At 39.6% G+C, this 21,709-nt stretch carries 19 protein-coding genes and 3 pseudogenes; 7 read left to right on the top strand and 15 right to left on the bottom strand.

The genetic code is table 11. From position 1 onward, the window contains the following. Positions 1 to 105 precede the first annotated feature (105 nt). Together DCC39_RS16505 and DCC39_RS16500 are read right to left on the bottom strand one after the other, a co-directional pair. A pseudogene (locus tag DCC39_RS16505) lies at positions 106 to 396 on the bottom strand (L-dopachrome tautomerase-related protein); the annotation flags it as partial. A gap of 254 nt (positions 397 to 650) precedes the next feature. Then, on the bottom strand, positions 651 to 1,484 hold the full coding sequence (locus DCC39_RS16500) for an SDR family NAD(P)-dependent oxidoreductase (protein WP_116556004.1): 834 nt from the start codon (positions 1,482 to 1,484) through the stop codon (positions 651 to 653). A 111-nt stretch (positions 1,485 to 1,595) separates the two neighbouring features. Here DCC39_RS16500 and DCC39_RS16495 point away from each other — a divergent pair, with 111 nt between their 5' ends. The 3 genes from DCC39_RS16495 (at position 1,596) to DCC39_RS16485 (ending at position 4,476) form a co-directional block, all read left to right on the top strand. Beyond that, positions 1,596 to 2,564 carry a helix-turn-helix transcriptional regulator gene (locus DCC39_RS16495; RefSeq protein ID WP_116556002.1) on the top strand — a complete coding sequence of 323 codons (969 nt, stop codon included), beginning with the start codon at positions 1,596 to 1,598 and terminating at the stop codon, positions 2,562 to 2,564. A 195-nt stretch (positions 2,565 to 2,759) separates the two neighbouring features. Continuing rightward, positions 2,760 to 3,965, top strand: a complete 1,206-nt coding sequence (locus DCC39_RS16490) for an MFS transporter (RefSeq protein ID WP_116556001.1) — start codon at positions 2,760 to 2,762, stop codon at positions 3,963 to 3,965. A gap of 58 nt (positions 3,966 to 4,023) precedes the next feature. Further along, on the top strand, positions 4,024 to 4,476 hold the full coding sequence (locus tag DCC39_RS16485; protein WP_116556000.1) for a GNAT family N-acetyltransferase: 453 nt from the start codon (positions 4,024 to 4,026) through the stop codon (positions 4,474 to 4,476). Between the two features lie 248 nt (positions 4,477 to 4,724). Here DCC39_RS16485 and DCC39_RS16480 read toward each other — a convergent pair whose 3' ends face one another. Continuing rightward, positions 4,725 to 5,156, bottom strand: a complete 432-nt coding sequence (locus DCC39_RS16480) for a GNAT family N-acetyltransferase (protein WP_116555999.1) — start codon at positions 5,154 to 5,156, stop codon at positions 4,725 to 4,727. Positions 5,157 to 5,338: 182 nt separating this feature from the next. Continuing rightward, a complete protein-coding gene (locus DCC39_RS16475; RefSeq protein ID WP_116555998.1) occupies positions 5,339 to 6,196 on the bottom strand; it encodes a class I SAM-dependent methyltransferase in 858 nt (285 codons plus the stop codon). A gap of 434 nt (positions 6,197 to 6,630) precedes the next feature. On the opposite strand from DCC39_RS16475, the gene DCC39_RS16465 reads away from it, so the two are divergent. The 3 genes from DCC39_RS16465 (at position 6,631) to DCC39_RS16455 (ending at position 9,444) form a co-directional block, all read left to right on the top strand. Then, positions 6,631 to 6,984, top strand: a complete 354-nt coding sequence (locus DCC39_RS16465) for a VOC family protein (RefSeq protein ID WP_116555996.1) — start codon at positions 6,631 to 6,633, stop codon at positions 6,982 to 6,984. Positions 6,985 to 7,277: 293 nt separating this feature from the next. Beyond that, complete coding sequence (locus DCC39_RS16460) at positions 7,278 to 7,853, top strand: PadR family transcriptional regulator (protein ID WP_116555995.1); 576 nt, start codon at positions 7,278 to 7,280, stop codon at positions 7,851 to 7,853. 577 nt (positions 7,854 to 8,430) lie between these two features. Then, entirely contained in the window at positions 8,431 to 9,444 is a 1,014-nt protein-coding gene (locus DCC39_RS16455; protein WP_116555994.1) for a DUF3231 family protein, read from the top strand. An 86-nt stretch (positions 9,445 to 9,530) separates the two neighbouring features. Here the strand turns inward: DCC39_RS16455 and ppsA are convergent, their stop codons facing one another. The 6 genes and pseudogenes from ppsA to DCC39_RS19520 all read right to left on the bottom strand — a co-directional run. Then, positions 9,531 to 12,146: a phosphoenolpyruvate synthase gene (gene ppsA, locus DCC39_RS16450; protein ID WP_116555993.1), complete on the bottom strand. Its 2,616-nt coding sequence runs from the start codon at positions 12,144 to 12,146 to the stop codon at positions 9,531 to 9,533. Between the two features lie 442 nt (positions 12,147 to 12,588). Then, positions 12,589 to 13,392, bottom strand: a complete 804-nt coding sequence (locus DCC39_RS16445) for an ABC transporter ATP-binding protein (protein ID WP_116555992.1) — start codon at positions 13,390 to 13,392, stop codon at positions 12,589 to 12,591. Next, positions 13,392 to 14,429 (bottom strand): FecCD family ABC transporter permease, encoded by a 1,038-nt coding sequence (locus tag DCC39_RS16440; RefSeq protein WP_116555991.1) that lies wholly within the window; start codon positions 14,427 to 14,429, stop codon positions 13,392 to 13,394. The genes DCC39_RS16445 and DCC39_RS16440 overlap by 1 nt, the downstream gene beginning before the upstream one ends. Next, a complete protein-coding gene (locus DCC39_RS16435) occupies positions 14,426 to 15,466 on the bottom strand; it encodes a FecCD family ABC transporter permease (protein ID WP_205948536.1) in 1,041 nt (346 codons plus the stop codon). Before DCC39_RS16435 ends, DCC39_RS16440 begins: the two co-directional genes overlap by 4 nt. Next, entirely contained in the window at positions 15,459 to 16,526 is a 1,068-nt protein-coding gene (locus DCC39_RS16430; RefSeq protein ID WP_116555990.1) for an iron-siderophore ABC transporter substrate-binding protein, read from the bottom strand. The genes DCC39_RS16435 and DCC39_RS16430 overlap by 8 nt, the downstream gene beginning before the upstream one ends. A 207-nt stretch (positions 16,527 to 16,733) precedes the next feature. Next, positions 16,734 to 16,820, bottom strand: a pseudogene (locus DCC39_RS19520) (sodium ABC transporter ATP-binding protein); the annotation flags it as partial. A 303-nt stretch (positions 16,821 to 17,123) separates the two neighbouring features. Here DCC39_RS19520 and DCC39_RS16420 point away from each other — a divergent pair. Then, the gene (locus DCC39_RS16420) at positions 17,124 to 17,570 is read left to right on the top strand and encodes a hypothetical protein (RefSeq protein WP_133243503.1); all 447 of its coding nucleotides are present in this window, start codon (positions 17,124 to 17,126) and stop codon (positions 17,568 to 17,570) included. Between the two features lie 201 nt (positions 17,571 to 17,771). On the opposite strand, the pseudogene DCC39_RS16415 reads toward DCC39_RS16420, so the two are convergent. From DCC39_RS16415 to DCC39_RS16395, 5 genes and pseudogenes are all read right to left on the bottom strand, one after another. Continuing rightward, a pseudogene (locus DCC39_RS16415) lies at positions 17,772 to 17,883 on the bottom strand (transcriptional regulator); the annotation flags it as partial. A 196-nt stretch (positions 17,884 to 18,079) separates the two neighbouring features. Then, complete coding sequence (locus DCC39_RS16410) at positions 18,080 to 18,661, bottom strand: DUF4256 domain-containing protein (RefSeq protein WP_116555988.1); 582 nt, start codon at positions 18,659 to 18,661, stop codon at positions 18,080 to 18,082. Between the two features lie 435 nt (positions 18,662 to 19,096). After that, a complete protein-coding gene (locus DCC39_RS16405; RefSeq protein WP_116555987.1) occupies positions 19,097 to 19,972 on the bottom strand; it encodes a DMT family transporter in 876 nt (291 codons plus the stop codon). A gap of 249 nt (positions 19,973 to 20,221) precedes the next feature. Further along, entirely contained in the window at positions 20,222 to 21,007 is a 786-nt protein-coding gene (locus DCC39_RS16400; protein WP_116555986.1) for an HAD-IIB family hydrolase, read from the bottom strand. A 67-nt stretch (positions 21,008 to 21,074) separates the two neighbouring features. Further along, positions 21,075 to 21,587 carry a DUF6141 family protein gene (locus tag DCC39_RS16395; protein WP_116555985.1) on the bottom strand — a complete coding sequence of 171 codons (513 nt, stop codon included), beginning with the start codon at positions 21,585 to 21,587 and terminating at the stop codon, positions 21,075 to 21,077. Between the last annotated feature and the right edge of the window lie 122 nt (positions 21,588 to 21,709).

The raw sequence follows: 21,709 nt of genomic DNA, 5'->3' as shown, positions 1-21,709 counted from the left end.
TTACTCACAGGAAAGAGAAAAACGGGATGGAAAATTTTACCATATGTGGATAATTATAAATTCCCTACAAAACAGCAAAGTTTCAAAATTTACTCCTCAGAGCTGATCTAACACCCAAAGTGTTCCCCTTCCATCAGCCACTACACTTTGGACACTGATGAAGGAGATTGTGAGATTCTCCGGGTTAACTAAATTGGTTTCTAAACTGGGGTAAGGCAATAACTTACCCTCAACGATTTCCGCCACCGTAAATTTAACGTCGTCTCCCCATTTCGGAAAGCAAATGAAAATACGACCGGTTTCAGACACACTAACCCCTGTAGGCATAGCCCCATAAAACCTATAAACGAGTTCTAAATGTCCAAAATATTTTTCAATAGGAAGCACAGATTTCATGATATCCTCCTCAACAACTTCGAACGGTATATCACCTATATTATGTTTAAAGTTTTTTCAAGTTCCTGGTTCTTAATGAGTTTTTTCTGTTATAATCGCCCATTTGATTTAAAGATTCATAACATTCTTTAATCCCTTCCTGTGCTTCTTCTGACTCGGGGAGAGATGGCGAAATGTAGCAAGATCTCGATAAACCGTAAAGGCTCGCCAAACTCCTTCGCTTTTGACATCTTATTTACTTTCGAAAATGGTAGCTATATTGTAAATGGCGGGATATATCGGCCATCTATATCAGTGAACTGATATTCTTTGGCCAGATCACCGACTCTGAGCACCTGTCCGCTCTTCTCAATAACATCGGGATCGCTTGCCAATGCTTTTATTGCACGTCCTACGTAATAAGGGGTTTCAGTTCTCGTTAATTCTTCGGATTCATGCCACTGATCTTCCTTCATGTTATGGTGCATTAAAACAAGTTCCGTTCTCATAAATCCCGGGGAAACGGCAATGACGGCAATATTGTCCTTTTTTAACTCGACAGATAAGCCATACGCCATACGAACCAATGTGTTTTTGGCCAAATCATAGTAAAACTGTCCGGTGTACTTCCATTCGTCCCAAAAGGTTGTGTGAACGATCAGGCCTTGTTGATTGTTACGAAGTAATGGAATGGCAAAATGGTTCGTCGCCAGCTGCGCACGCACACCAGCAGTGAACATGGTATCCCAATGTTTTAACGGCAATTCCCAAAACGGCTTGGCATCAACACCAAGATCATGCGCCCCCCACACATTATTGACAAGAATATCTAGCCTTCCTTGCTCCTTATAAATACGGTCAATGACGGATTCAGTCTCTGAATCGTTCGTGTGGTCACAACGAACCGCTATTCCTTGACCACCGGAAGCATCAATTTGTGATGCGGTTTCATCAATGGTTCCCGGCCAATTATTTGTTGCTCTTCCTTTAACACTTCGACCCGTGACATAAACGGTTGCTCCGGCTTTTCCCAATTCGATGGCAATACCGCGCCCCGATCCCCTGCTTGCTCCGGTTACAAGAGCAACCTTTCCTTTCAATTGTTTCATGACTCCCATTCCTTCCATATGTAAGATGCATTCATCATAAACGAGCATTCTTGACATCCTCTGTCATATTTTATTAAATGAATATAAATAAACAATAAAAAGGTGAGCGCTATGAGAGGGGATCGGTTAGTATCAATTCTTTTGCTATTGCAGACACATGGACGAATGACGGCAAAGGAACTGGCTGAAAAGTTAGAGGTTTCCGAGCGGACTATTTATCGGGATATGGATGCCTTAAGCGGTGCCGGTATACCAGTTTTTGCCGATCGGGGAAAAAATGGAGGCTGGTCTTTACTTGAAGGCTATCGTACAACTTTAACGGGGTTAAAAGAAGCTGAAATCCGCGCCTTATTTGTACCGTCTTCCGAACAATTGATTGATGACCTGGGCTTGACCCATAGTTCAGAAGAAGCAAGAAATAAACTAATCGCTTCACTGCCTTCAATTTACCGGGAAAATGCGAAAGACATGTGGAACCGCATTCATATCGATACGAGTACATGGCGCGGACGAAAAGAAAAAATCGCATCCTTCGAAGTTCTGAAAGATGCCATATGGAAAAAAAATAAACTGAAAATCAACTATCAACGGGCAGACGGAAACATGCTGAACCGTATTGTTAATCCACTTGGACTAGTAGCCAAGGGAAGCCGCTGGTATTTTATTGCTTCAAAAGATAACGGTGATATCCGAAATTACAGGGCATCGCGTATTCAATCTGCTGTGGCGATGGATGACACTTTTGAAAGGCCAGAAAACTTTAATCTGGCTCAACATTGGAAATCCTCAACAGAGGCCTTTTTAGAGAACCTGCCGAAATGTGAAGTGTGTGTAGAAGTTGCCCCGTCTATTTTACCGAGACTTACATTCACCGGCCGATTTGTTCAAATAGTTGAAATTGGAACGAAAGGTCAAGGTGATTGGATACCTGTTAAACTCTCTTTTGACACAGAAGAGGAAGCCTTAGGCTATATATTGGGATTTGCCGATCAAATAAGGGTGGTAAAACCCGAAGAATTACATGATAAAATTGTTAAAATGGCTAAATCCGTGGTGGCCTCTTATAAACAGAAAATGTGACAACCGTTCTTGACTTGGATCCCCCGGCCTTTACGCTGCTATGGTCTATGAATCATTTTTTAGGATTAATCACATTAAGTGCTCATACCCTATTGGGCTTTTTTTATTTTTACACGCAAAAAGTTTTCTTTTTATTGAAAAAACTTTAGTATAGTTGTAGGTACCTTAACGAAGGATGGAAGGAAGAGTTACTTCATGACAGATGATAAAAAAACGCCGATATGGACAAAAAACTTTATCGGAAGTGCAATCACGAACTTTTTTATCTTTTTAAATTACTTCACATTGCTTACAATTATGCCAGTTTATGTCGTTGAAAACTTGCAACGCTCAAAAACAGATGCAGGGCTTGTCGTTACCCTCTTTCTGCTGGCTGCCATTCTCACCCGCCCTCTTTCTGGCAGAATCATAGATAAATACGGGAAGAAAAGAGTGCTTATCGTTTGCATGGTCTTCTTTTTCTTCTCTACAATTCTTTATATTTGGGTAACAAACTTTTATTTATTGCTTATCTTGCGGTTTGTGCATGGGGTTTGGTTCAGCATCGGGACAACAGCTATAGGTGCAATTGCAGCCGATCTCGTACCACCAGCAAGGCGTGGGGAAGGACTAGGTTATTTTGCCATGTCGAATAACATAGCCGTCGTCGCGGGTCCGCTTATTGCTTTAACGCTATTGCAGTATACGACGTTTACATGGCTGTTTATTGTATTCTCCGTGCTAATGTTCGGAGGAGTACTTTACTCTTTCATTATCGAAGTTCCAAATGTAGGAAGTACACAAACGGAAAAGCGAAAGCTTTCATTTGACGATCTATTCGAACGTAAAGTCATCACTATTTCCTTTGTCGCTAGTCTCGTCGCACTTACATATTCAAGTGTCGTTTCGTTTATTTCGATCTATGCTCAACAAAAAAATCTATTAGTTGCAGCGAGTTACTTTTTTCTTGTTTACGCGGCTGCTATGCTTATTTCAAGACCGTTTGTCGGACGAATTTTTGATAGAAAAGGACCGAGTTATGTCATTTACCCTTCGTTTATCCTTTTCACGATAGGCTTAATCACATTAAGCTTAACTAACTCTTCCTTTAGCTTCCTTTTCTCTGGAGTGCTTATCGGTTTAGGCTTCGGCTCGCTCGTACCTTCTATAACAGCTCTTGCCATTCAGACTGCAGCGAAAGAGCGAAGCGCCCATGCTACAGCAACTTTATTTACTTTTTTTGACGGGGGTATTGCTCTCGGATCTTTGCTATTTGGGGTCGTAGCTACATTATTCGGATATGAAAAACTATATTTCCTTGCTTCTTTATTCCCCTTGTTCGCTTTAGTTTTATATAGGTGGATGCAAAATGTTAAGCCAAAAACAAATGTAGATCCAGTGACAGATTTAAAAGGAAAATAACCCATTAATAAAAACTGTAAAACAAAAGGAATTACAAGTGAATTAAGGGAGATTAATAATGAATATTAGGAAACTAAACATAGATGAAGAACATCCAATGGAATTGTTGTTATTGGCTGATCCTTCAAAAGATATGGTTGAGGAATATGTCAACAGGGGTGACTGTTTCGTAGCCGAAAGTGAACAGCAAATCGTTGGAGTTTATGTATTACTTCCCACAAGACCTGAGACAGTGGAGTTGGTGAATGTTGCAGTCTTGAAGAAGCAACGTGGCATAGGTATAGGGAAACAGTTAGTAATGGATGCAATACGTGTAGCCAAGACAAAAGGCTTTAAATCAATTGAAATTGGTACTGGAAACTCAAGTATAGGGCAATTAGCTCTATATCAAAAATGTGGTTTTAGAATAATTGGTGTTGATTTGGACTTTTTTATAAAGCATTATCCAGAAGAAATTTTTGAGAACGGTATACAGTGTAGAGATATGATTCGCTTATCTCAAGATTTGTAGGCTGAACAAGAGTGAACTGTCTCATTAAGGGGGCGATCCTTTACTAAAGAGGTTTCCCCTTGAAACAGACTCTATCTAGTAAGGAAGTCCCACCAGAAGGTACAATCATTAACTTTGTAAAATTGAATTCTGTTCTATTTATTTTTTGATTTTTGAAAGCGAAGTAATAAATAAATGAAAACAATGGTAATAAGTCCTCCTGCTTAAATGCCAAGAAAATTATGAGGTTGCTCCCCATCTAATAACACTTAGCCACTTTTCCACCCCATTAAAAACTCTTCCTCGGCAGTCTGTTCATCTAATATTTCTTCTTTTATTACAAAGCCATTTTTCAAATAAAAATTAACGGCTTTGTTATTTTTCTTGTACACTTTTAATTGTATATTCCCCCTTCGTCCTTTTATAAAGTCTAACAATTTCTGTCCGTATCCTTTACCTTGATGTTTAACATCAATAAACAGTGCAGCCAAATAATCATCTACCATTGAAATGAAGCCCACAACTTCCTTTTCATTGCTTATAACATAGGTTTCAGACATCGGAAGATACTTTTCATTCATTTCCGTTCGCTGTGATTTCCAATAATCCTTATCAATAAAGTCATGTGCTATTAAGGAACCTTCGTACCATATTTCTATCAATTTCTTAATTTCCGTTTTTTTATTTACTCTAATGTTCACATTATCACCCTCTTAAATTATGGACGAACTCAATCGAGCCATTAGTTCAATTACAAAATCAATAAATTATTTAAATTAATTTCTTAGCATAATCTTTTCCCATCAGTTGGCAATCCACAACGTAGTCTTAATCTCTCTGCTTAGTCGATGCTATCGTATGGCGGATATAATCAGTCTCGACTCTAGGTAGTCGCTATTAGGAACTCCTCACCTCTTGGAAGCCAAAGACCATCGGTTCGCCCCTTAAAATAGCGTTTGTTAAGATCGGCCGAGGATACGTGCCGGACTTCTCGAAAACCGGCCTCGCTGGCCATCTCCAGCATCTCCTGCGGCATGAAGAAGCTGATGAAAGGCGTGCCGCTTGAACGTGCCCCCTTCTCCGCCGCATCAACCTCAGAACGCTCCTCGGGTTCCGTTAGCTCAAGCGGCAACAAAAATGTCATGGCCAGCGTGGAACCGGGGGCGAGCCTAGCAACCTGACGCAGCGTGGCAGTAATCGCATCCTTGGTGAGATATTGCGTGACGCCAGTCGAAGCCACCACAGCTGGCCGGCTCGTGTCGAAACCGGCGCCTTTCAGTTGCTCCCACCAAGACCAGCCTGCCTCGAAGTCGACCGGAACGAGGTGTAGCCACTCGGGAATGCCAAAGCCAAGATCGATTAGGCGTTGCCTCTTCCAGGCCTGTGTGCCAGGCTGGTCGACCTCGAAGACCTGTATCCGGGAGGCGATCTCTGGCCGGCGCTGAGCAAAGGTGTCGAGACCTGCGCCGAGGATGACATACTGGGTGACGTCGTGCCCAACCTGTTCGGTGACCAGATCCTCAATAAAGCGAGCACGGGCTACGATGGATGCTCGGAAACCACGGGTGCCCTCTGGGTCCATGTCCGGGCGTTGGCGCCATCCGTCAACCGGGTCAGCCAGTCGTAAGCCGACTTCATCTTTAAGCACATGCGGTGGTGAATCGATCTGTACGTGCAAAGCTCGCCACAACGCGACCCGTACCGCCGTATGGTCAGGTTCTTTATTTTGCTTATCATGCATAATGTTCCCTCTCCTTCGAATATTTCCATCCTAAGATTTCGATACTAAATGGTCTGACTTCAATTTTACAATGTTGCCGCACATAGTTAAGTTTCCAATGTAATTTGATACTACCTGCATGTCCATTATATATGGCAACCTTGGCAAAGTCAGTTGGCATAAAGATTATTTTCACCAATAAATTATCTCTTACTCTTTCAGTTCGCGCCAAAAAAACACATCTTTTACTCCTCAATATGTTATTTTGACCATAAAAATCCCCTTTAGACAAAGTACATCCAAAAGAAAAAGAAGCTTCACAACTTTTTTATAAACGCCGTTACTTTCGACCTTTCGCCGGCATATCCCTAATTTTATATCAAAAAAACATGTTTACATATTATAAATTTTTGATATAATAAAAACGAACAAACAGATAAAGGAGGCAATACACCATGTTTAAAAGTGGCAATGTGACTGTCATAGTAGCGGATTTAAAAAGGGCAGTTCAGTTTTACGTCGAAACTCTTGGATTAAAGCTACAACACCCAATGGACGGGCATTTTGTACAGATCGAAGCACCGGGATTGACGATTGGACTCCTGCATCTTGCCGGAGAACAAGATTCTCAACCGGAAAAATCAGGCAGTATGTCGATAGGATTTGAGGTACAGGACTTAGAGTCTGCCATCGAGACGTTGAAATCCCGCGGTGTTGAATTCCATGATTCTGTTGAAGGAAAAGCGGCCCAGGTCGTACACTTCAATGATCCTGACGGTAATACCCTTTACTTAGTTTCTAATCGTTAAGCCAAGGGGAGAAAAAGAGACAATGAAAAGAGGCGTCTTTCCGCATGACCCCGAAAATCAATGTCGTCGCCGGACTGCTGGCGGCGATGTTTATCGGCGCGTTGGACGTGACCGTCTTCGCAAAGGCGTGTTCGTAATCGGCATCGGTTTGTTCGTGCTCAATTCCATATTGTACGGGAAACGAATACGGCTGGAAAAAATCCCGACGACCGCGGCTTTTCTGTTTACGGCCAACCGTATGTTATACTGTTGTTAACTTAAAAACAGTTAAACTTATAAGGGAGGCCTTTCGTTTGAACGAATTGTTCATACTTGGCGAATTGATGAATAACCCAATGCACGGCTATTTGCTGCATCAGATTTTGAACGGAATTGTTGGACCTACGCGAAAAATCAGCTGGGGGGCGCTTTATCCGCTCATTCACGGCATGCTTGCAGATGGCCTGATTGAGCAGGTCCCCGATGAACAACCGGAAGGCGCCAGACGGGGGAAAGGAAAAAAGAAAAAGATTTATAAACTCACAGATGAAGGCAGAATGCGTTTTTTTCGGTTGATGGAGGAACCGATTCCATATTCACCGGATTACGAGCTGCATTTTTACACGAAGCTGAAAAATTTTGATCTGATCAGTAAGGATTTGCAGTTTTTAATTTTACACCAATACAAGGATTACCTGCGGTACGAAATCCGCCATGAGGAAGAACGGTTGGAGTATGCGAGCAAGGATGAACGGATTCCCAAGGGGGAACAGCAGTATATTCTTATCTTTTTCCAGCATCGGTTAGAAAAGCTCCGTTTTGACGAAGAATGGGTGTTACAGTTAATCAATAGCCATCAAGAGAATGGAAAAGGGCTTGAACGGGAGTGAAACCGGAAAGCTTAACGCGCCGGTTAGCCCTTTTACACTTAGCGGATTTTGTCACAACCGGTCGCTGGAGACAATGGCCGGTTGTGAATCCTATGCTATAAGAGATTGATAAAAATAAAGGGTATTCGAATTATCGTGTGGAAGAAGGTTAAGCCTGTTATCAAGACCTAAATTAAAAAAAGCTCAATAAGTAACTAAGTAACATTAAGGGGTAGCGTCTGAATCACATATTCACATATTAAAAAAGTCCAATTTCTCAATTTTTAGTGCTGAGAAATTGGACTTTTATCGTTACTCCTGAAAAGCGCCCTTTAGTTGGACAAGCTTACCTGGTTAACTGGATTTTCTTGCTTATACATTTGTTGAAAAATAAAAATGATCCATTTCCATCGCCACAGGCTGTCTCAGAAAAATAGTTCTTTACTTTTTACGTTCGTCTAGCAATTGCATACAAAATTTGCGGTAAAAAAGTTATTTACTTTTGCCCAACAATCGCGATCAATCTTTTTTTCGAGGTTATTCTCTCATATATTTTAAAATAAATGCGCATCTTATTCCTAGGAGGGATGCAAGTACAATGGAAAGTAATAAAGACCGTTTTCAATTAACACCTGCTGAAATGGGAAAGCTTTGGGTAACTTATATAGGGAATACTGCGGGCAAGTGTGTTCTTAGTTATTATCTTCAACATATTGATGATCAAGACATCAAAAAAGTTGTGGAAAACGCCCTAAATTTAAGTGAGTCAATTGTCGAAAATATAAAAGAAATATTTATTCAAGACAACTTTCCTATACCGGTTGGGTTTACGGATGATGATATGAACTTAGGTGCTCCAAGGTTATTTTCGGATGAATTTTATCTTCATTACCTGAAATATACGTGTAAAGCAGGAATGAGTATTTATTCAATTGCCATCCCTTTAATAACAAGAAAAGATATAAGGGATTTTTTTATTAATACTTTTGACTCTACAGTAAATTTAATCAATGAAGTTGAAGATACATTAATGGCAAAAGGATTTTATATAAAGCTCCCACAAATTTCAATACCAGACAAAGTTGATTTTATAAAGAAACAAAATTACCTAAGTGGTTTTTTTGGAGATACTAGACCTCTTCATGCATTAGAGATTGCACATCTATATGATGATAATGAAAATAATGTAACAAGTAAGGGGTTATTAATTGCTTTTAGTCAAGTAGCCAAAACCGAGAAGGTTCAAAAATTTCTTCTAAGAGGAAAGGAAATTACTAATAAACATATAGAGGCCTGTTCACAACAACTACACAAAGACAACTTGCCATCTCATCCATTATTAGACGACCTAGTTAGCACTTCTACTATTTCTCCTTTTTCGGAAAAATTAATGTTATGGCATAAGTTGGAAATGTTTTCCATGAAAATTAGAGCATATGCAAATGCAATATCACTTAGTCAAAGGCGTGATATTACAACTATGTATACTCGGTTTTTAAAGGATATTGGGTTATATGTAGAAGACGGTACCAATATTATGATTGATAATGGATGGTTGGAGCAGCCACCGAAAGCAACCGACCGTAAAGAACTTGCTACTAATAAAGAGTAAACATATGGAATGAAATTCCAAAATAAAAAGCCCGATTTCTCAATTTTGATGCTGAGAAATTAGGCTTTTTCGTTACTGCCCCTCAATTATTGTAGTTCTATATAGCCATCTTCCCCATTCACCCTAATCCTTTGTCCATCCTTGATCAACTTCGTAGCATTTTCTACTCCAACAACTGCTGGCAAACCATATTCACGTGCGATAACTGCTCCGTGGGTCATCAATCCGCCCACTTCGGTGACAAGACCTTTTATGGATACAAACAATGGTGTCCAGCTAGGGTCAGTATAGGCTGTAACTAAGATATCTCCATCTTCTAGATTTGCATCTTCCATGTTTAAGATGACGCGTGCTCTTCCCTCTATAACTCCAGAAGAAACAGGCAGACCTATAATCGCTTCAGCTGGGAGACTTTCTCGTTTGTACTTACCGGAGAGTGTTTCACCATCAGACGTGATCACACGTGGGGGAGTTAGTTTTTCGTAGTATTTGTATTCGTCTTTTCGTTTGTTGATAATCTGGTAATCTAGTTTATTTGTGCGCACCACTTCGTGAAGTTCTTCGAAAGTGAGGTAGTATATATCTTCTTTTTCATGAATAACGCCCACTTGTACGAGTTGTTCGGCTTCTTTCAGTAAAGCCTGCTTATAAATAAAATAGCGATTAACCATGCTGTATTTCGGATATTCCCTAAACCCGCTGAAATTCCGGATCAGGTCGATCATTCGTTTTGTTTCTTTGGCTTTTTGTTCACCATCCGGTAATTGCTTCAATCGATCCAATAACTCTTGTTCTTTTTCCAAAGCAACACGCCGCCCTTGCTCAAATTTCCGATGGCTGGCATTAGGCTCAAAGTTTTTGATATTACCCAGAATCATCGGGACAAGTGTAATTGGTTTTTCACTCCATCGTGTTCTAGTAATATCGATTTCTCCGGCACATCGCATGCCGTATTTGTTGAGATAGGCTGTTATTGCATCCTGGGCTTCCTGTCCACCTTCAAACTTAACTATTTTCTCCAAAAAGTTATCATCTTTTACATCCTGTAAATAAGCAATTATTTCAGGATAAGGGCGAATCACATCGGCGACATCCAACAGCGCCAGCCCCATTTCCGAAGTAATATTGTTTGGTACAGATTGAGAAAGTGTGTCTGCTGCGTTTTTTTCACCTAACCACTCGTTCATTTTTTCATTGATCCATGATGAAGCATCCTGCGCCGCCATAATCACACCCATACTTTGTGGGTCAGATAACATCTTCGTTAATTGCTGGATATCTTCCAGGATAAAATCAAATAAATCCGATCCTGATTTCGTTTGGATGTTTTGTTTTAACTGTTCTATCGATGTTTGACTACGCTGAATCAAATCAGAAACGATAGTCGGATCATTTTCGATTTGTACTTGAGAATCCGAAGATGATTTATCTTTATTGCTTTTACCGGGACTCGGTACTTTTTTATCATCTGGTGAAGATTTTATAAAGTCTTCTCGCTCTACGATGGTCATGAGTGCGTCTTTTATGAGCGGATCGGATTTCCCCAAGGCATCTATTACCATTTTTCTGCTGACAGGCGAAGCCAGATTTTGTGTGACGTCAACAAACAACCTTCCACCAGCTTTACGCATGGGCGCAGGAGTCGTTAACAGCCAAAAAGATAATCCCAATGGTTTCATGGGATCGGTCATCATTTGTTGGTGACCGACAGATACGTAAACGTGATTTTCTTCATCATTCGCTTCAGGGATGGGGTATAAAGTCGTAATGGGACGACTCTGGACAATATAAAATGTATCATCAGCCAAACACCATTCGATATCTTGCGGGCAGCCAAAATAAGCTTCGATCTGTCTTCCGATGCGTGCCAGTTGTAAAATTTGTTGGTCAGTCAGTGTTTGAATCTTTTGCTGATCAGAATCGATCTGCTGTGTCTCTGTTCCGCCTTCTTTTCGTCCATAGATAGCCAATTTTTTTGTTTCTATCCTCTTATCGACGATTTCTCCACCTCGTACTTTATAACAATCGGCAGATACCAAGCCAGAGACCAGCGCTTCTCCAAGTCCAAAACTGGCATCGATTGATAGCAACTTTCGGTTGGAAGTCATCGGATCAGCGGTAAATAAAATCCCTGAAGCCTGTGGGAAAACCATCCTTTGAACGATAACGGATATATAAACTTGTCTGTGGTCAAATCCGTTTTGCATACGGTAGATTACCGCGCGATCCGTAAATAGGGAAGCCCAACATTTGCTGATATGCCACAAGATGGCATCGATGCCGATGATATTTAAATAGGTGTCTTGCTGGCCGGCAAAAGAGGCATGCGGCAAATCTTCCGCGGTCGCACTGGAACGCACTGCATAAGCATGTTCATCTCCCAACTGGGAAAGATAGTGAGCAACTGCGCCCGCAACATCGGAAGGAATCTCTGCTTCCATAATGATTTCCCGAATCTTCCTGCTGATTTCACTAATTTGATCTCGATCCTCTCCATTTACCAGTGTTAGTTGATTCAACAATGCGTGGAAGGCTTCATTTTGTTCGAGAGCTTTTTGATAAGATTCTGTCGTAATACAAAATCCTTCCGGCACTTGTATTCCACGAATCTTCGATAGTTCCCCTAAATTCAACCCTTTTCCTCCGACGAACAAAAGTTGCGTTTTATCGATCTCCCGAAACTCTAATACATATCGTTTCATTTCTTTCCCTCCCATTTATCGTTCATCTGATCAACCAATTACGCGGTTCACTCACCCCTGCTCCTAGCGAAATTCCATGTTCATATCTACCACTCCTTTAAAAAAATAAAAATAATGGTTGACTGAAAAGGATTTTATGATGTATAATTAAAATAGGAAGAACTGTACAAAAATCCTTTAGAAGTGTATAGCTATATAAATATATCACAGTTTTTCAATTTTATCAATGTATTTATGCGATCACCGCTGTAATGTTACAATTTTAGGGAAGAAAAAACCTATTTTACAATGGCGGTTAGTTGTTCATTATATAGTGGATTTTGTGTCTCCTTATAGTTAGGTGATTTGGAAGGACTACCAAACCTAATTATAAGGAGTTTTTTGTTTTGGGATACTAAAGATAACAAATGAGGAAAAAATACTTGACAATGCAATGTAAAACTTATGCTTTAACGTGATATCTGCCTTTTGGCACAACTAAAGGGGTAGCTGAAATAGGGTCATTAATCACGGTGCAGTCAAGTCCAAAAATATCTTTTATTAATGTACTTGTAATAATATCTGATGGCTCGCCTTCCGCTACAAGTTTTCCTTTTTGAAGTGCAAAAATATAATCTGCATAACGCGCTGACAGGTTGATATCATGAAGAACCATAACAATTGTCGTACCGTATTTTCGATTGAGGTCTGTGAGCAAATCTAAAATTTCCACTTGATAAGTGATATCCAGAAAAGTTGTCGGCTCATCAAGAAATAAAATATCCGTTTGCTGCGCTAGAGCCATTGCAATCCAAACGCGCTGCCTTTGGCCGCCTGATAGCTCATCAATATCATGATTTGCAAATTCAGTAATGTTCATAATTTCCATAGCTTCTGCAACAGCTTCATAGTCCTCTTTCGACCATCCGCTTAGAAAAGATTGGTGAGGGAAGCGTCCCCGGCCAATTAAATCTGCTACCGTTATTCCTTCCGGAACAATAGGAGATTGAGGTAAAATGCCTAGAATTCGAGCTAATTGCTTCGGTGGAATTTTGCTAATTGCTTTTCCATCAAGCGTAATTTCTCCAGATGAAGGTTTAATAAGTTTGGCCAGCGTTTTTAAAAGCGTGGATTTCCCACAACCATTTGCTCCGATAATAACGCTTATTTTATTGCTCGGAATTTCAAGCTCAATGCCTTGTATAATCGTTTTGTTATCATAGCCCGATCTTACCTTTTCTGCCCGAAAACTATGTATCGTTTTCATTATAATTCTCCCTTTCGATTCATTCGGATTAATAGCAAGATTAGATATGGTGCTCCAAGTAATCCCGTTATGACGCCTACAGGAAACCTATACTCAAAAGCAAATTGTCCAATTAAATCTGCTAGTAAAACTAAGTTAGCGCCTACAAGGCCCGCTGGGATAATATTAGAAAAACTGACACCAACTAATCTATTCGCAATCGGTCCTGCAAGGAAAGAGACAAAGGCAATCGGACCCGTTGTAGCTGTAGCAAGAGCAATCATCAAGACAGAACTTACAATAAGCAAAATTCTTGTCCTATCAGTAGCAACACCTAAAGAAGAAGCCGTTTGCTCACCAAGTTCCAACATATTTAAGTGCTTTCCTAATAGGATAACAATAGGGGTGAAGATAATAACCGTTATCATCAGTGGGGGCAATTCTTTTATTTGAGAACCATTGAGGCTGCCATTAAGCCATCTAAGTACTGCTGGAATATCTTGTTGTGCACTAACTAATAAAAGATAGGATATTATCGCATCAAGCATAGCCTGTATCCCTATTCCAACAAGAATTAATCGGCCAATTGAAAAAGATTTTCCTCGAGATAGTAAATACATCATGACAACGGTAATAAGGCCACCAACGATGGAAGCAATCGAAACAACGTTGTTGCTTGTATGAAACACAGTGATACATAAAACAGCTACAGCACTGGAGCCGGAAGTAATCCCTAATACGTTTGGATTTGCGAGTGGATTGCGCAAAATCGTTTGAAAAATATATCCTGCAATACCGAAGGCGAATCCTGCAAAAAGACCCGCCAACATTCTTGGAAGACGTATCGTATTCACCGCAAAAGAAACTCCTGTAATTTGTTCTCCTGAAAGTGAACGAATCACCTCTTGAATTGGGTAAATTGTGTTTCCAAATAAAAGCATGGCACAGCAAAGAATACAAGTTAGTATCGTAAGTAAGCTAGTAACGAGTATCCAACGCCGACGTCTTTGCCGCATGCCTGCCATAATAAATGTAACTTCCACAGATTGATTCTTCATAATGACCGCACTTTCGATTTCTTAGCTAATATGATAAGTATTGGTGCACCTATAAATGCAGTAACTACACCGACTTCGAGTTCTCCGGGACTTGCGACGAGTCGCCCAATTACATCCGACATCGTTAAAATGATTGCTCCTGTAATAGCTGACATAGGGATTAAAAATCTCAAATCAGGGCCAAGAATAAGACGCATAGCATGTGTAGACAAAAGGCCAATAAACCCGATAGGACCTGCTAATGCAGTAGCTGCTCCACATAAAATAACACCTCCAATGGCCGCGCCAAGACGTAAAAATCCTGGTCGAACACCGAGTCCTGTCGCAGCATCATCTCCCAGTGCAAGAGCGTTAAGTGCTGGAGCCGTAATAAGCGCAATCAGAATTCCAATAATCAGAAAGGGAAAGAACGTTGCAATTGAGCTCCAAGTTGCAGAACCAACACTGCCTAATTGCCAAAATCTGAATTGGTCCATGGCATAGGAATTGGGAATCATAACAGTAGTGACGAGAGATGAAAGAGCCGCGGTTGTAGCCGCTCCAGCTAAGACTAATTTAATTGGCGTAGCGCCGCCACGTCCCATCGAACCTATTCCAAATACGAATGCAGCAGTTAATTCTGATCCGATTAACGCTAACCAAATATATTGATTTGCCGTACTAATGTTCAAGAACGCAATTCCGCAAACGACAAATAATGCTGCCCCAGTATTAACACCTAGTATGCTGGGGTCTGCAAGTGGATTTCGAGTAACAGCTTGCATCAGTGCTCCAGCTACTCCCAAGGCCGCGCCACATAATAAGCTGAAAATCGTTCGTGAAAATCGTTTACGCACTACATTTGCACCATAGGATTCATTATTATGGTTAAATAAACCATCCATTAATTCCTGAAAGCTTACTACACGAGCACCTAAAGAAAGGGAAGCTATCATACATGCAATTAATAAAATAATAGAAATGATAATCATAAACTTGAAGTTTCTTGGAACATGCAAGTCTAGCTGCTTATGTTTCGAAACAGAGGAACTACTTATCCTTCTTATCAATCGCCTCACCTATTAACTCTAAGTAATCATCAATCGTGTAATTGATTGAAAGTGGGGTTGGCGTTCCCGCAGCAACTATAGGTGATTCACTATCAATCAATGCTACTGAACCTTCCTTAACAGCAGGGATTTTTCCAAGCAATGGATCTGCTTTAACCGCTTTATACAAAGCATCGTTGCCATATCCAACAATTAAATCGGCATCATAAAGCGCCTCAACGTTTTCAGCACTTAATTCTAGAGAATAACTGTTAGGATCTTTAATTTGTTCTGTAACACTTTCTGGGTATTCCATTCCTAATTCACGCAAGAATGCGCCACGTGCATCATTTGGCGTATAAATGTGCAGCTTAGATAAATCTTTCGCAGAGAAGTTCACCCAAACAACTTTTTTACCTTTGATTTGAGGGTATTTGCTTAATTTTTCTTGAATCATATCTTCAGTGTCTTTAATTAGCTGTTCGCCTTCTTCTTTCATGCCCATACCTTTTGCATTCAATTCAATTTGTTCGCGCCAAGTTGTTGCCCAAGGTGCGTTTGGATATGCGACAACTGGAGCAATTTCAGAAAGAATGTCATAATCTTCTTGCGTGATACCCGAATATGCAGCCAGAATAACATCTGGATTCGCATCTGAAATCGCTTCAAAATCAAGGCCATCTGTATCTTGGAAAACATTCGGGTTTTTTTCATTAAGTTCCTCTAACTTTTCTGCTGTCCAAGGTAAAAGGCCACTATCATCTTGTACACCAAAGTTAGCTGCAGAGAAACCTACAGGAACAACACCAAGAGCTAAAGCAACATCCTGGTTTCCCCATTGAATCGTAACGACTCGTTTCGGTTTACTTTCAATAACAGTTTCGCCTAAAGCGTGTTTAATTTTGATTGGGTATTCGGAATCTGCTGTTTTAGAATCAGTTTTTGTAGAAGCAGATTTTGTTTCATCAGATTCAGATGATGACTGGCTGGAACAGCCTACTGTTGATAGGATTGCCACAACGGAAAATAGTAACATTAGTATGAATGGAATTTTTCGTTTTTTGTGCATATGTAAGTCCTTTCTCGTTACAAAGTATAGTTTAGTTCGTTCTTAATAGTTACGATAACCAATGCTTTTTTAAGGATTGAAACTCATCCCCCTTGCTTGTTAATGATTATCATTCTCAATTATGATACTTGTTTTTAATTTTGCTGTCAATTGGCAATAACGAATTGTTTGAGTCAAGCATCTGTTGGAGGAATTTTCTCCATTCGTTTTTGTAATATTATCCGTTAATGCCTCAAATCCTGTTATTGCAGGATGAACATGAACAAAGGCCTTTTCAGTGTCTCTATCCAGAAGTACTATAATCGGCAATGGAATTCCGTTATTTAGAGAGGGGTTATCAATTAGACGTTTGATTAATAGACGAAAGCAATCGGGTGGCTTAACAGTATCCGATTGCTTTCGTTTTAAATGGTCCATTAATGGAATATCGTTATGTAATTTTTACCGTAAAACACCTTCCGAACAAAGCAAATCCAAAGGTACAAAACATTGCAATTTTTTTATAATCAGTACATCTTTTTTAAAATCACAAATCATTAAGTAGGTTGAATGTTTGGTATAATGAAAGTATTTTAGTGGAAAGGGATGGGATTAGAAATGAAAGCTGAGCAAATGCAAAAGACGGTGTTCCTGTTTGGTATCGGTTGTTTATTGATGGGACTTCTAGTTGCCCCTTATGCTTTCTTTTACATTCGTTCAATCGAACCGACTGAAATAGCTACATTTCAAGCAGATGAAGAATTTCAGACAGCGGGCACAGCGAACTATACGACCTATCGAACTGCTGATGAAACCATCTCATGTCGGGATCAGGATGGAAAAGAAAGGGCTTTATTTCAAGAACGTGCTCAGGATATTGCTTTTACGAACAAAGATTTCTTACTACCCAGAAAAATCACCTGCAGCTCAGAGATTACGGCTTTCGAAGAAACATCACCAACAGCATTGCATTTGACTAGCGGTTTATTCATTGCGTCGCCTGTGTTCATTGGAGTAGGTGTATGGCTAATAACGAGAAATAAAAAATCGAAGCCGTCCAAGTAAACGTTGTCCCTTAGCGCTCTCCGATAACTAGCCTGCGATTAAACAAGTTGCTGGCAAACAATCTTTTATTTTTTTAATTGAGCCTATTAAAACATCCATTTTCCAATAAGATTGTTTATAATCGAGTACATATACGCAATTGATTTCCGTCTGGATCTACAACTGTCATCATGCGAAGCCCTTATTGTTGAACGATCAAAGTACACCATTACACTGTGCCCACTTTTTCTTTGTTTTGCTTTTCACCATACTCTCCAACGTTTCGGAAATAAGCAATCCTTGATTCAGGTATTTCTTCAATAGTTATTTTCATATTTTATTTCTCCTTTCTTAGATAAGGTAGTGCGATTTAAAATGTTTTTCAAGCTCTTTTTTAAAAGGATATACTCTGTAAAAAAAGCGCAGATCCATCCTCTGGAAATGCGCCCGATAGTTGAAGAATGAAATTAATAAAGACTTCCCCAGGTGGTGATCCGTTCTCAAATTCAATTTAGCTGTCTGTGCAAAATTCAGACCCTTAGCGAGCCACGGAAACCTCTGGCAGCATAGTAAGAGTCCGCACCGTTGTGATACACGAAGACGTGCCCGTAGCGGCAATCGCAAAAAAGGGCACCGCCGAGTTTTCTAATATCGGAGGGTGTTTGCACCCAACTCGACGTTTTCATATCGAAATTTTCAAGTTTCTGCAACGCTCGATATTGTTCTTCCGTTAAAAGTTCAATGCCCATGGCAGTTGCCATATCAATCGCGTTATTTTCCGGTTTATGTTTTTTCCTTGACTCCAGCGCTTCACGATCGTAACAAACACTTCTGCGGCCTTTAGGGCTTTCCGCTGAACAATCATAAAAAATGTATTCATCCTTCTTTTCATCATAACCAACAACATCCGGTTCACCGCCAGTTCTTTCCATTTCATTGAGCGACCATAGTTTTTCAGTATTAGCATCCAGTTTTGCTTGGACTTTAGCCCATTCAAGACCTTTATGGCGGTGCATGTTTTTCTCAAAACGGGTTTTCAATGCTCTGAGCAATTCTTCACGTTGTTCTAGTGACAACTCCTTTTTATTGCTGATTTTATCACTCTTTGCCATGTTCGTTTCCCCCTTATTTTTTACTCATACAACGTCAAAATCATCTTCATTGAATTGAACGATTTTAGTCTTTTCAACGGAGATTTCAAGTCCAGGTTCTGCTATCACCTTTTGTGTGATTGCTTCTGCTCTCTTGATGTCCGTTCCGTTTTCGCAAAAAGTAGGAAATCTTCCGCATAGCGGACAAAACGGATATTGTTTTGTGCTAGGTCCAGTCTAATTCATTGAGGTATATATCCGCAAGTAAAGGCGAAATGACGGCACCTTAGGCAAAGAATGCAATTATGCCAAGTAATCAATAAATATCCTGTAACTTAAACGATTGTATCAATTTTCCTTTGCATAATATCCCGAAAAAGAGCAGATATTTCATGTTATATGAAAAAAGAAACCTTTGGACTTTGTGATTCCACAGGTTTCTCTTTTTTTGTTATTCTACTTTTTTTCCCGGATAACTAACAAAACACCACTTAAAATCAAAATTGAACCTACCCAAAACGTTCCATCTATACTTTCTCCCAACAAAAGCCATCCAAGTAATGTTCCAACTAAAGGTTGAAAAAAGAAAAATAAACCACCACTTGAAGCATTCAGCATTTGTAATCCACGATTCCAAAGTATAAATGCACAGGCTGTTGAAATAATCCCCAGATATAAAAGCCCACCCCAAATCGTCGGATGAGTCAGTTGAGAGATATTAATGGCGTTTAACCGTGGCAAAACAAAAGGAGTCAACACGATTAGGGCTACCAAGATGGAATACGTCGTTACCACAATTTGTGAATAATCACTCGGTAAACGCTTTACAAGTACAGACATAAGTGCCCATGTTAAAGCAGCAATAAGCAGTGAAATACCACCAAGTTTACTGGACAAATCCACATCACCGACTCCAACAATAAGAAAAACTCCAATTGTCGCTAAACAAACAGAGAGTCCCTTTTTTAACGTCAACCGTTCTTTAATGAGTAGGCGAGCGAAAATAACCATAAATGCAGGTGTTGAAGAAGTTATAATGGCTCCCATTTGTGCTGAGGATAACATTGTACCAGTTTCCTGAGCAACAATTGAAATGGCGTTACCAATGACCCCAATGGCTATGATTATTAAGAAATAACGTTTTTCGATTCGCCAATTTTGTCTTGATATGAAGCCAATAATCAGAAGTGCAACAATAGCCACTAAATATCGCAACCACACAAGTTCCAGTGGAGGTATGATCGATACTACAACTTTAACAACAACGTACATACCGCCCCAAATACTTGAAGCTAAAATTAAACATATAGAACCTAAGAAGGTATTTTTCATTTTTTGTCCCCTCCGCCTTTTATTTAGGTCAAGAATGCCCCTAACGGAGAGATGTAGTCACCTTCACCCATTAAGAGCAGAAAAGTGCTACTGGTACATCGTTTTCAAATAATGGGATCCAAAGCATGTTTATTCACCTCTGTCACAATTTAAGTATTATTACTCAAACTTCGCAGACTGAAATTGACAAATAAGCCTTGATATAGTTAAGCAGACCGTCAATCCATTGCTGAAACCCCCTTCTCCCTCTTATGATAGGTTTACCAACTTATTAATTATTTGTATATCTCCCAATTCGCTAAGTCTTTGCGCTAAAATGTTTTCTGTATCTTCACTTAACACCAACTGTTCAGATGAAAACGGCGCTAATTGTAAGCTTTCACCAATCATAACTGAATACATTGCATGTTGAAACATTGTAATATCATTCGCATCATTACCGAATGCTATATATTCTTTTTCTTCCACACCCAATTGTTGCAATCCACTCCACTTATCTATTCCGTTTGGGCTTATGTCTAAAATTCCCTCATTTCCGTGGGAGTGAACCACAACATTCATATTGCTAAGCCGTTCTTCAACTTCTTCCATATTATCTGAAGTAAGCACTAAAATTTTGACGATTGCCTGTAGTTTATCCAATTTAACGTTTTTGGCACGTTTTTGTGGATCAAGGTTATTCAAAATTGGATGTGTAGCGGGTCCTGTATAGGCAAAATCCCAATCACCATCTATTAAATAAGAAGCATTATAAGTTCTAAGTAATTGAACAATATTTGCAAGCGTTTCTTCATCAAAACTAATCGTTGATATGATTTTTCCTTTAATTGCAACCATTGATCCATTTCCACCAATCATTGGGTATTGATGAAAACGCTCATGTAAGACGGGGAGTAAATCACGTATTGGCCTAGCTGAAGCAAAAATAACCTCATGCCCTTGTGATACTAGCTTTTCTAATGCTACTAGTAGTTTTTCTGAAATAGGCTGGCCTTTAAAACAAATTGTCCCATCTAAATCAAACACAAATTTCATTCTATTCCACTCCTACAACTTTTTACTGTTCTTATTTATATAAGGGAAAGCAATAATTTAAGAAGTATTATATTGTTCTTTGTACCGAATCCAATGCTTTTTTTAATTCATTAGGTTTTTGAGTGCCGACTACCACTGTATTATATTTCAACTTTAACTCTATACCTTTCTTTCCATTCATGTTATAAGCTGTTTCGCCATTAAGATTAAAACGAATTCCCCAACCTCCAAATCGCTTTAGTGGGCTATATGTGATGCTTTCATAGTGAAGTATATCTTTGAAAAGATACTGCTTATATTTAAAATGAAAAGGTACAAAACGAATATAAAGCCCATCAATACGAACTTCGGTTATCAGCTTTACTATCCCAAGCATAAACACTGGGAAAACAATTCCAAAAATCACCCAAAAAATAATTGTGACCACATCTGGGGCAGGTTTATTCCCCATAGGCACACCAAAAATAATTTGCTGAATGAACCAGTACCACATGAAAGTGGCTTGCAATAAAATCAACATCCACAAAATTTGTCGTGGTCGTTGAATTTCCCGAAACACAACTTTGGTGTGTTTCCCCATTTAATCTCATCCACTTCCGCCTGTTTGTTGAAGGAAATAATCCTTTGAACTACTTCACCTTAATTTCTTACGAAATTTGAAGATGGAGATTCCTAAGAACACCTTCGTAACCGAAAGTTTTG

Source organism: Pueribacillus theae, from assembly GCF_003097615.1.
Classification (GTDB): Bacteria; Bacillota; Bacilli; order Bacillales; family UBA6769; genus Pueribacillus; species Pueribacillus theae.
Note: the sequence above shows the minus strand (reverse complement) of the source record. Positions and strands in the feature narration are given on the sequence as shown.

What these genes read in the sequence shown, in the direction of transcription:
- DCC39_RS16445 (WP_116555992.1), bottom strand. Translation starts at nt 13,392, where the DNA reads ATGAAAACGATACATAGTTTTCGGGCAGAAAAGGTAAGATCGGGCTAT.
- DCC39_RS16465 (WP_116555996.1), top strand. Translation starts at nt 6,631, where the DNA reads ATGTTTAAAAGTGGCAATGTGACTGTCATAGTAGCGGATTTAAAAAGG.
- DCC39_RS16405 (WP_116555987.1), bottom strand. Translation starts at nt 19,972, where the DNA reads ATGAAAAATACCTTCTTAGGTTCTATATGTTTAATTTTAGCTTCAAGT.
- DCC39_RS16410 (WP_116555988.1), bottom strand. Translation starts at nt 18,661, where the DNA reads ATGGCAAAGAGTGATAAAATCAGCAATAAAAAGGAGTTGTCACTAGAA.
- DCC39_RS16500 (WP_116556004.1), bottom strand. Translation starts at nt 1,484, where the DNA reads ATGAAACAATTGAAAGGAAAGGTTGCTCTTGTAACCGGAGCAAGCAGG.
- DCC39_RS16440 (WP_116555991.1), bottom strand. Translation starts at nt 14,429, where the DNA reads ATGAAGAATCAATCTGTGGAAGTTACATTTATTATGGCAGGCATGCGG.
- DCC39_RS16485 (WP_116556000.1), top strand. Translation starts at nt 4,024, where the DNA reads ATGAATATTAGGAAACTAAACATAGATGAAGAACATCCAATGGAATTG.
- ppsA (WP_116555993.1), bottom strand. Translation starts at nt 12,146, where the DNA reads ATGAAACGATATGTATTAGAGTTTCGGGAGATCGATAAAACGCAACTT.
- DCC39_RS16475 (WP_116555998.1), bottom strand. Translation starts at nt 6,196, where the DNA reads ATGCATGATAAGCAAAATAAAGAACCTGACCATACGGCGGTACGGGTC.
- DCC39_RS16490 (WP_116556001.1), top strand. Translation starts at nt 2,760, where the DNA reads ATGACAGATGATAAAAAAACGCCGATATGGACAAAAAACTTTATCGGA.
- DCC39_RS16395 (WP_116555985.1), bottom strand. Translation starts at nt 21,587, where the DNA reads ATGGGGAAACACACCAAAGTTGTGTTTCGGGAAATTCAACGACCACGA.
- DCC39_RS16455 (WP_116555994.1), top strand. Translation starts at nt 8,431, where the DNA reads ATGGAAAGTAATAAAGACCGTTTTCAATTAACACCTGCTGAAATGGGA.
- DCC39_RS16430 (WP_116555990.1), bottom strand. Translation starts at nt 16,526, where the DNA reads ATGCACAAAAAACGAAAAATTCCATTCATACTAATGTTACTATTTTCC.
- DCC39_RS16400 (WP_116555986.1), bottom strand. Translation starts at nt 21,007, where the DNA reads ATGAAATTTGTGTTTGATTTAGATGGGACAATTTGTTTTAAAGGCCAG.
- DCC39_RS16420 (WP_133243503.1), top strand. Translation starts at nt 17,124, where the DNA reads ATGAAAGCTGAGCAAATGCAAAAGACGGTGTTCCTGTTTGGTATCGGT.
- DCC39_RS16495 (WP_116556002.1), top strand. Translation starts at nt 1,596, where the DNA reads ATGAGAGGGGATCGGTTAGTATCAATTCTTTTGCTATTGCAGACACAT.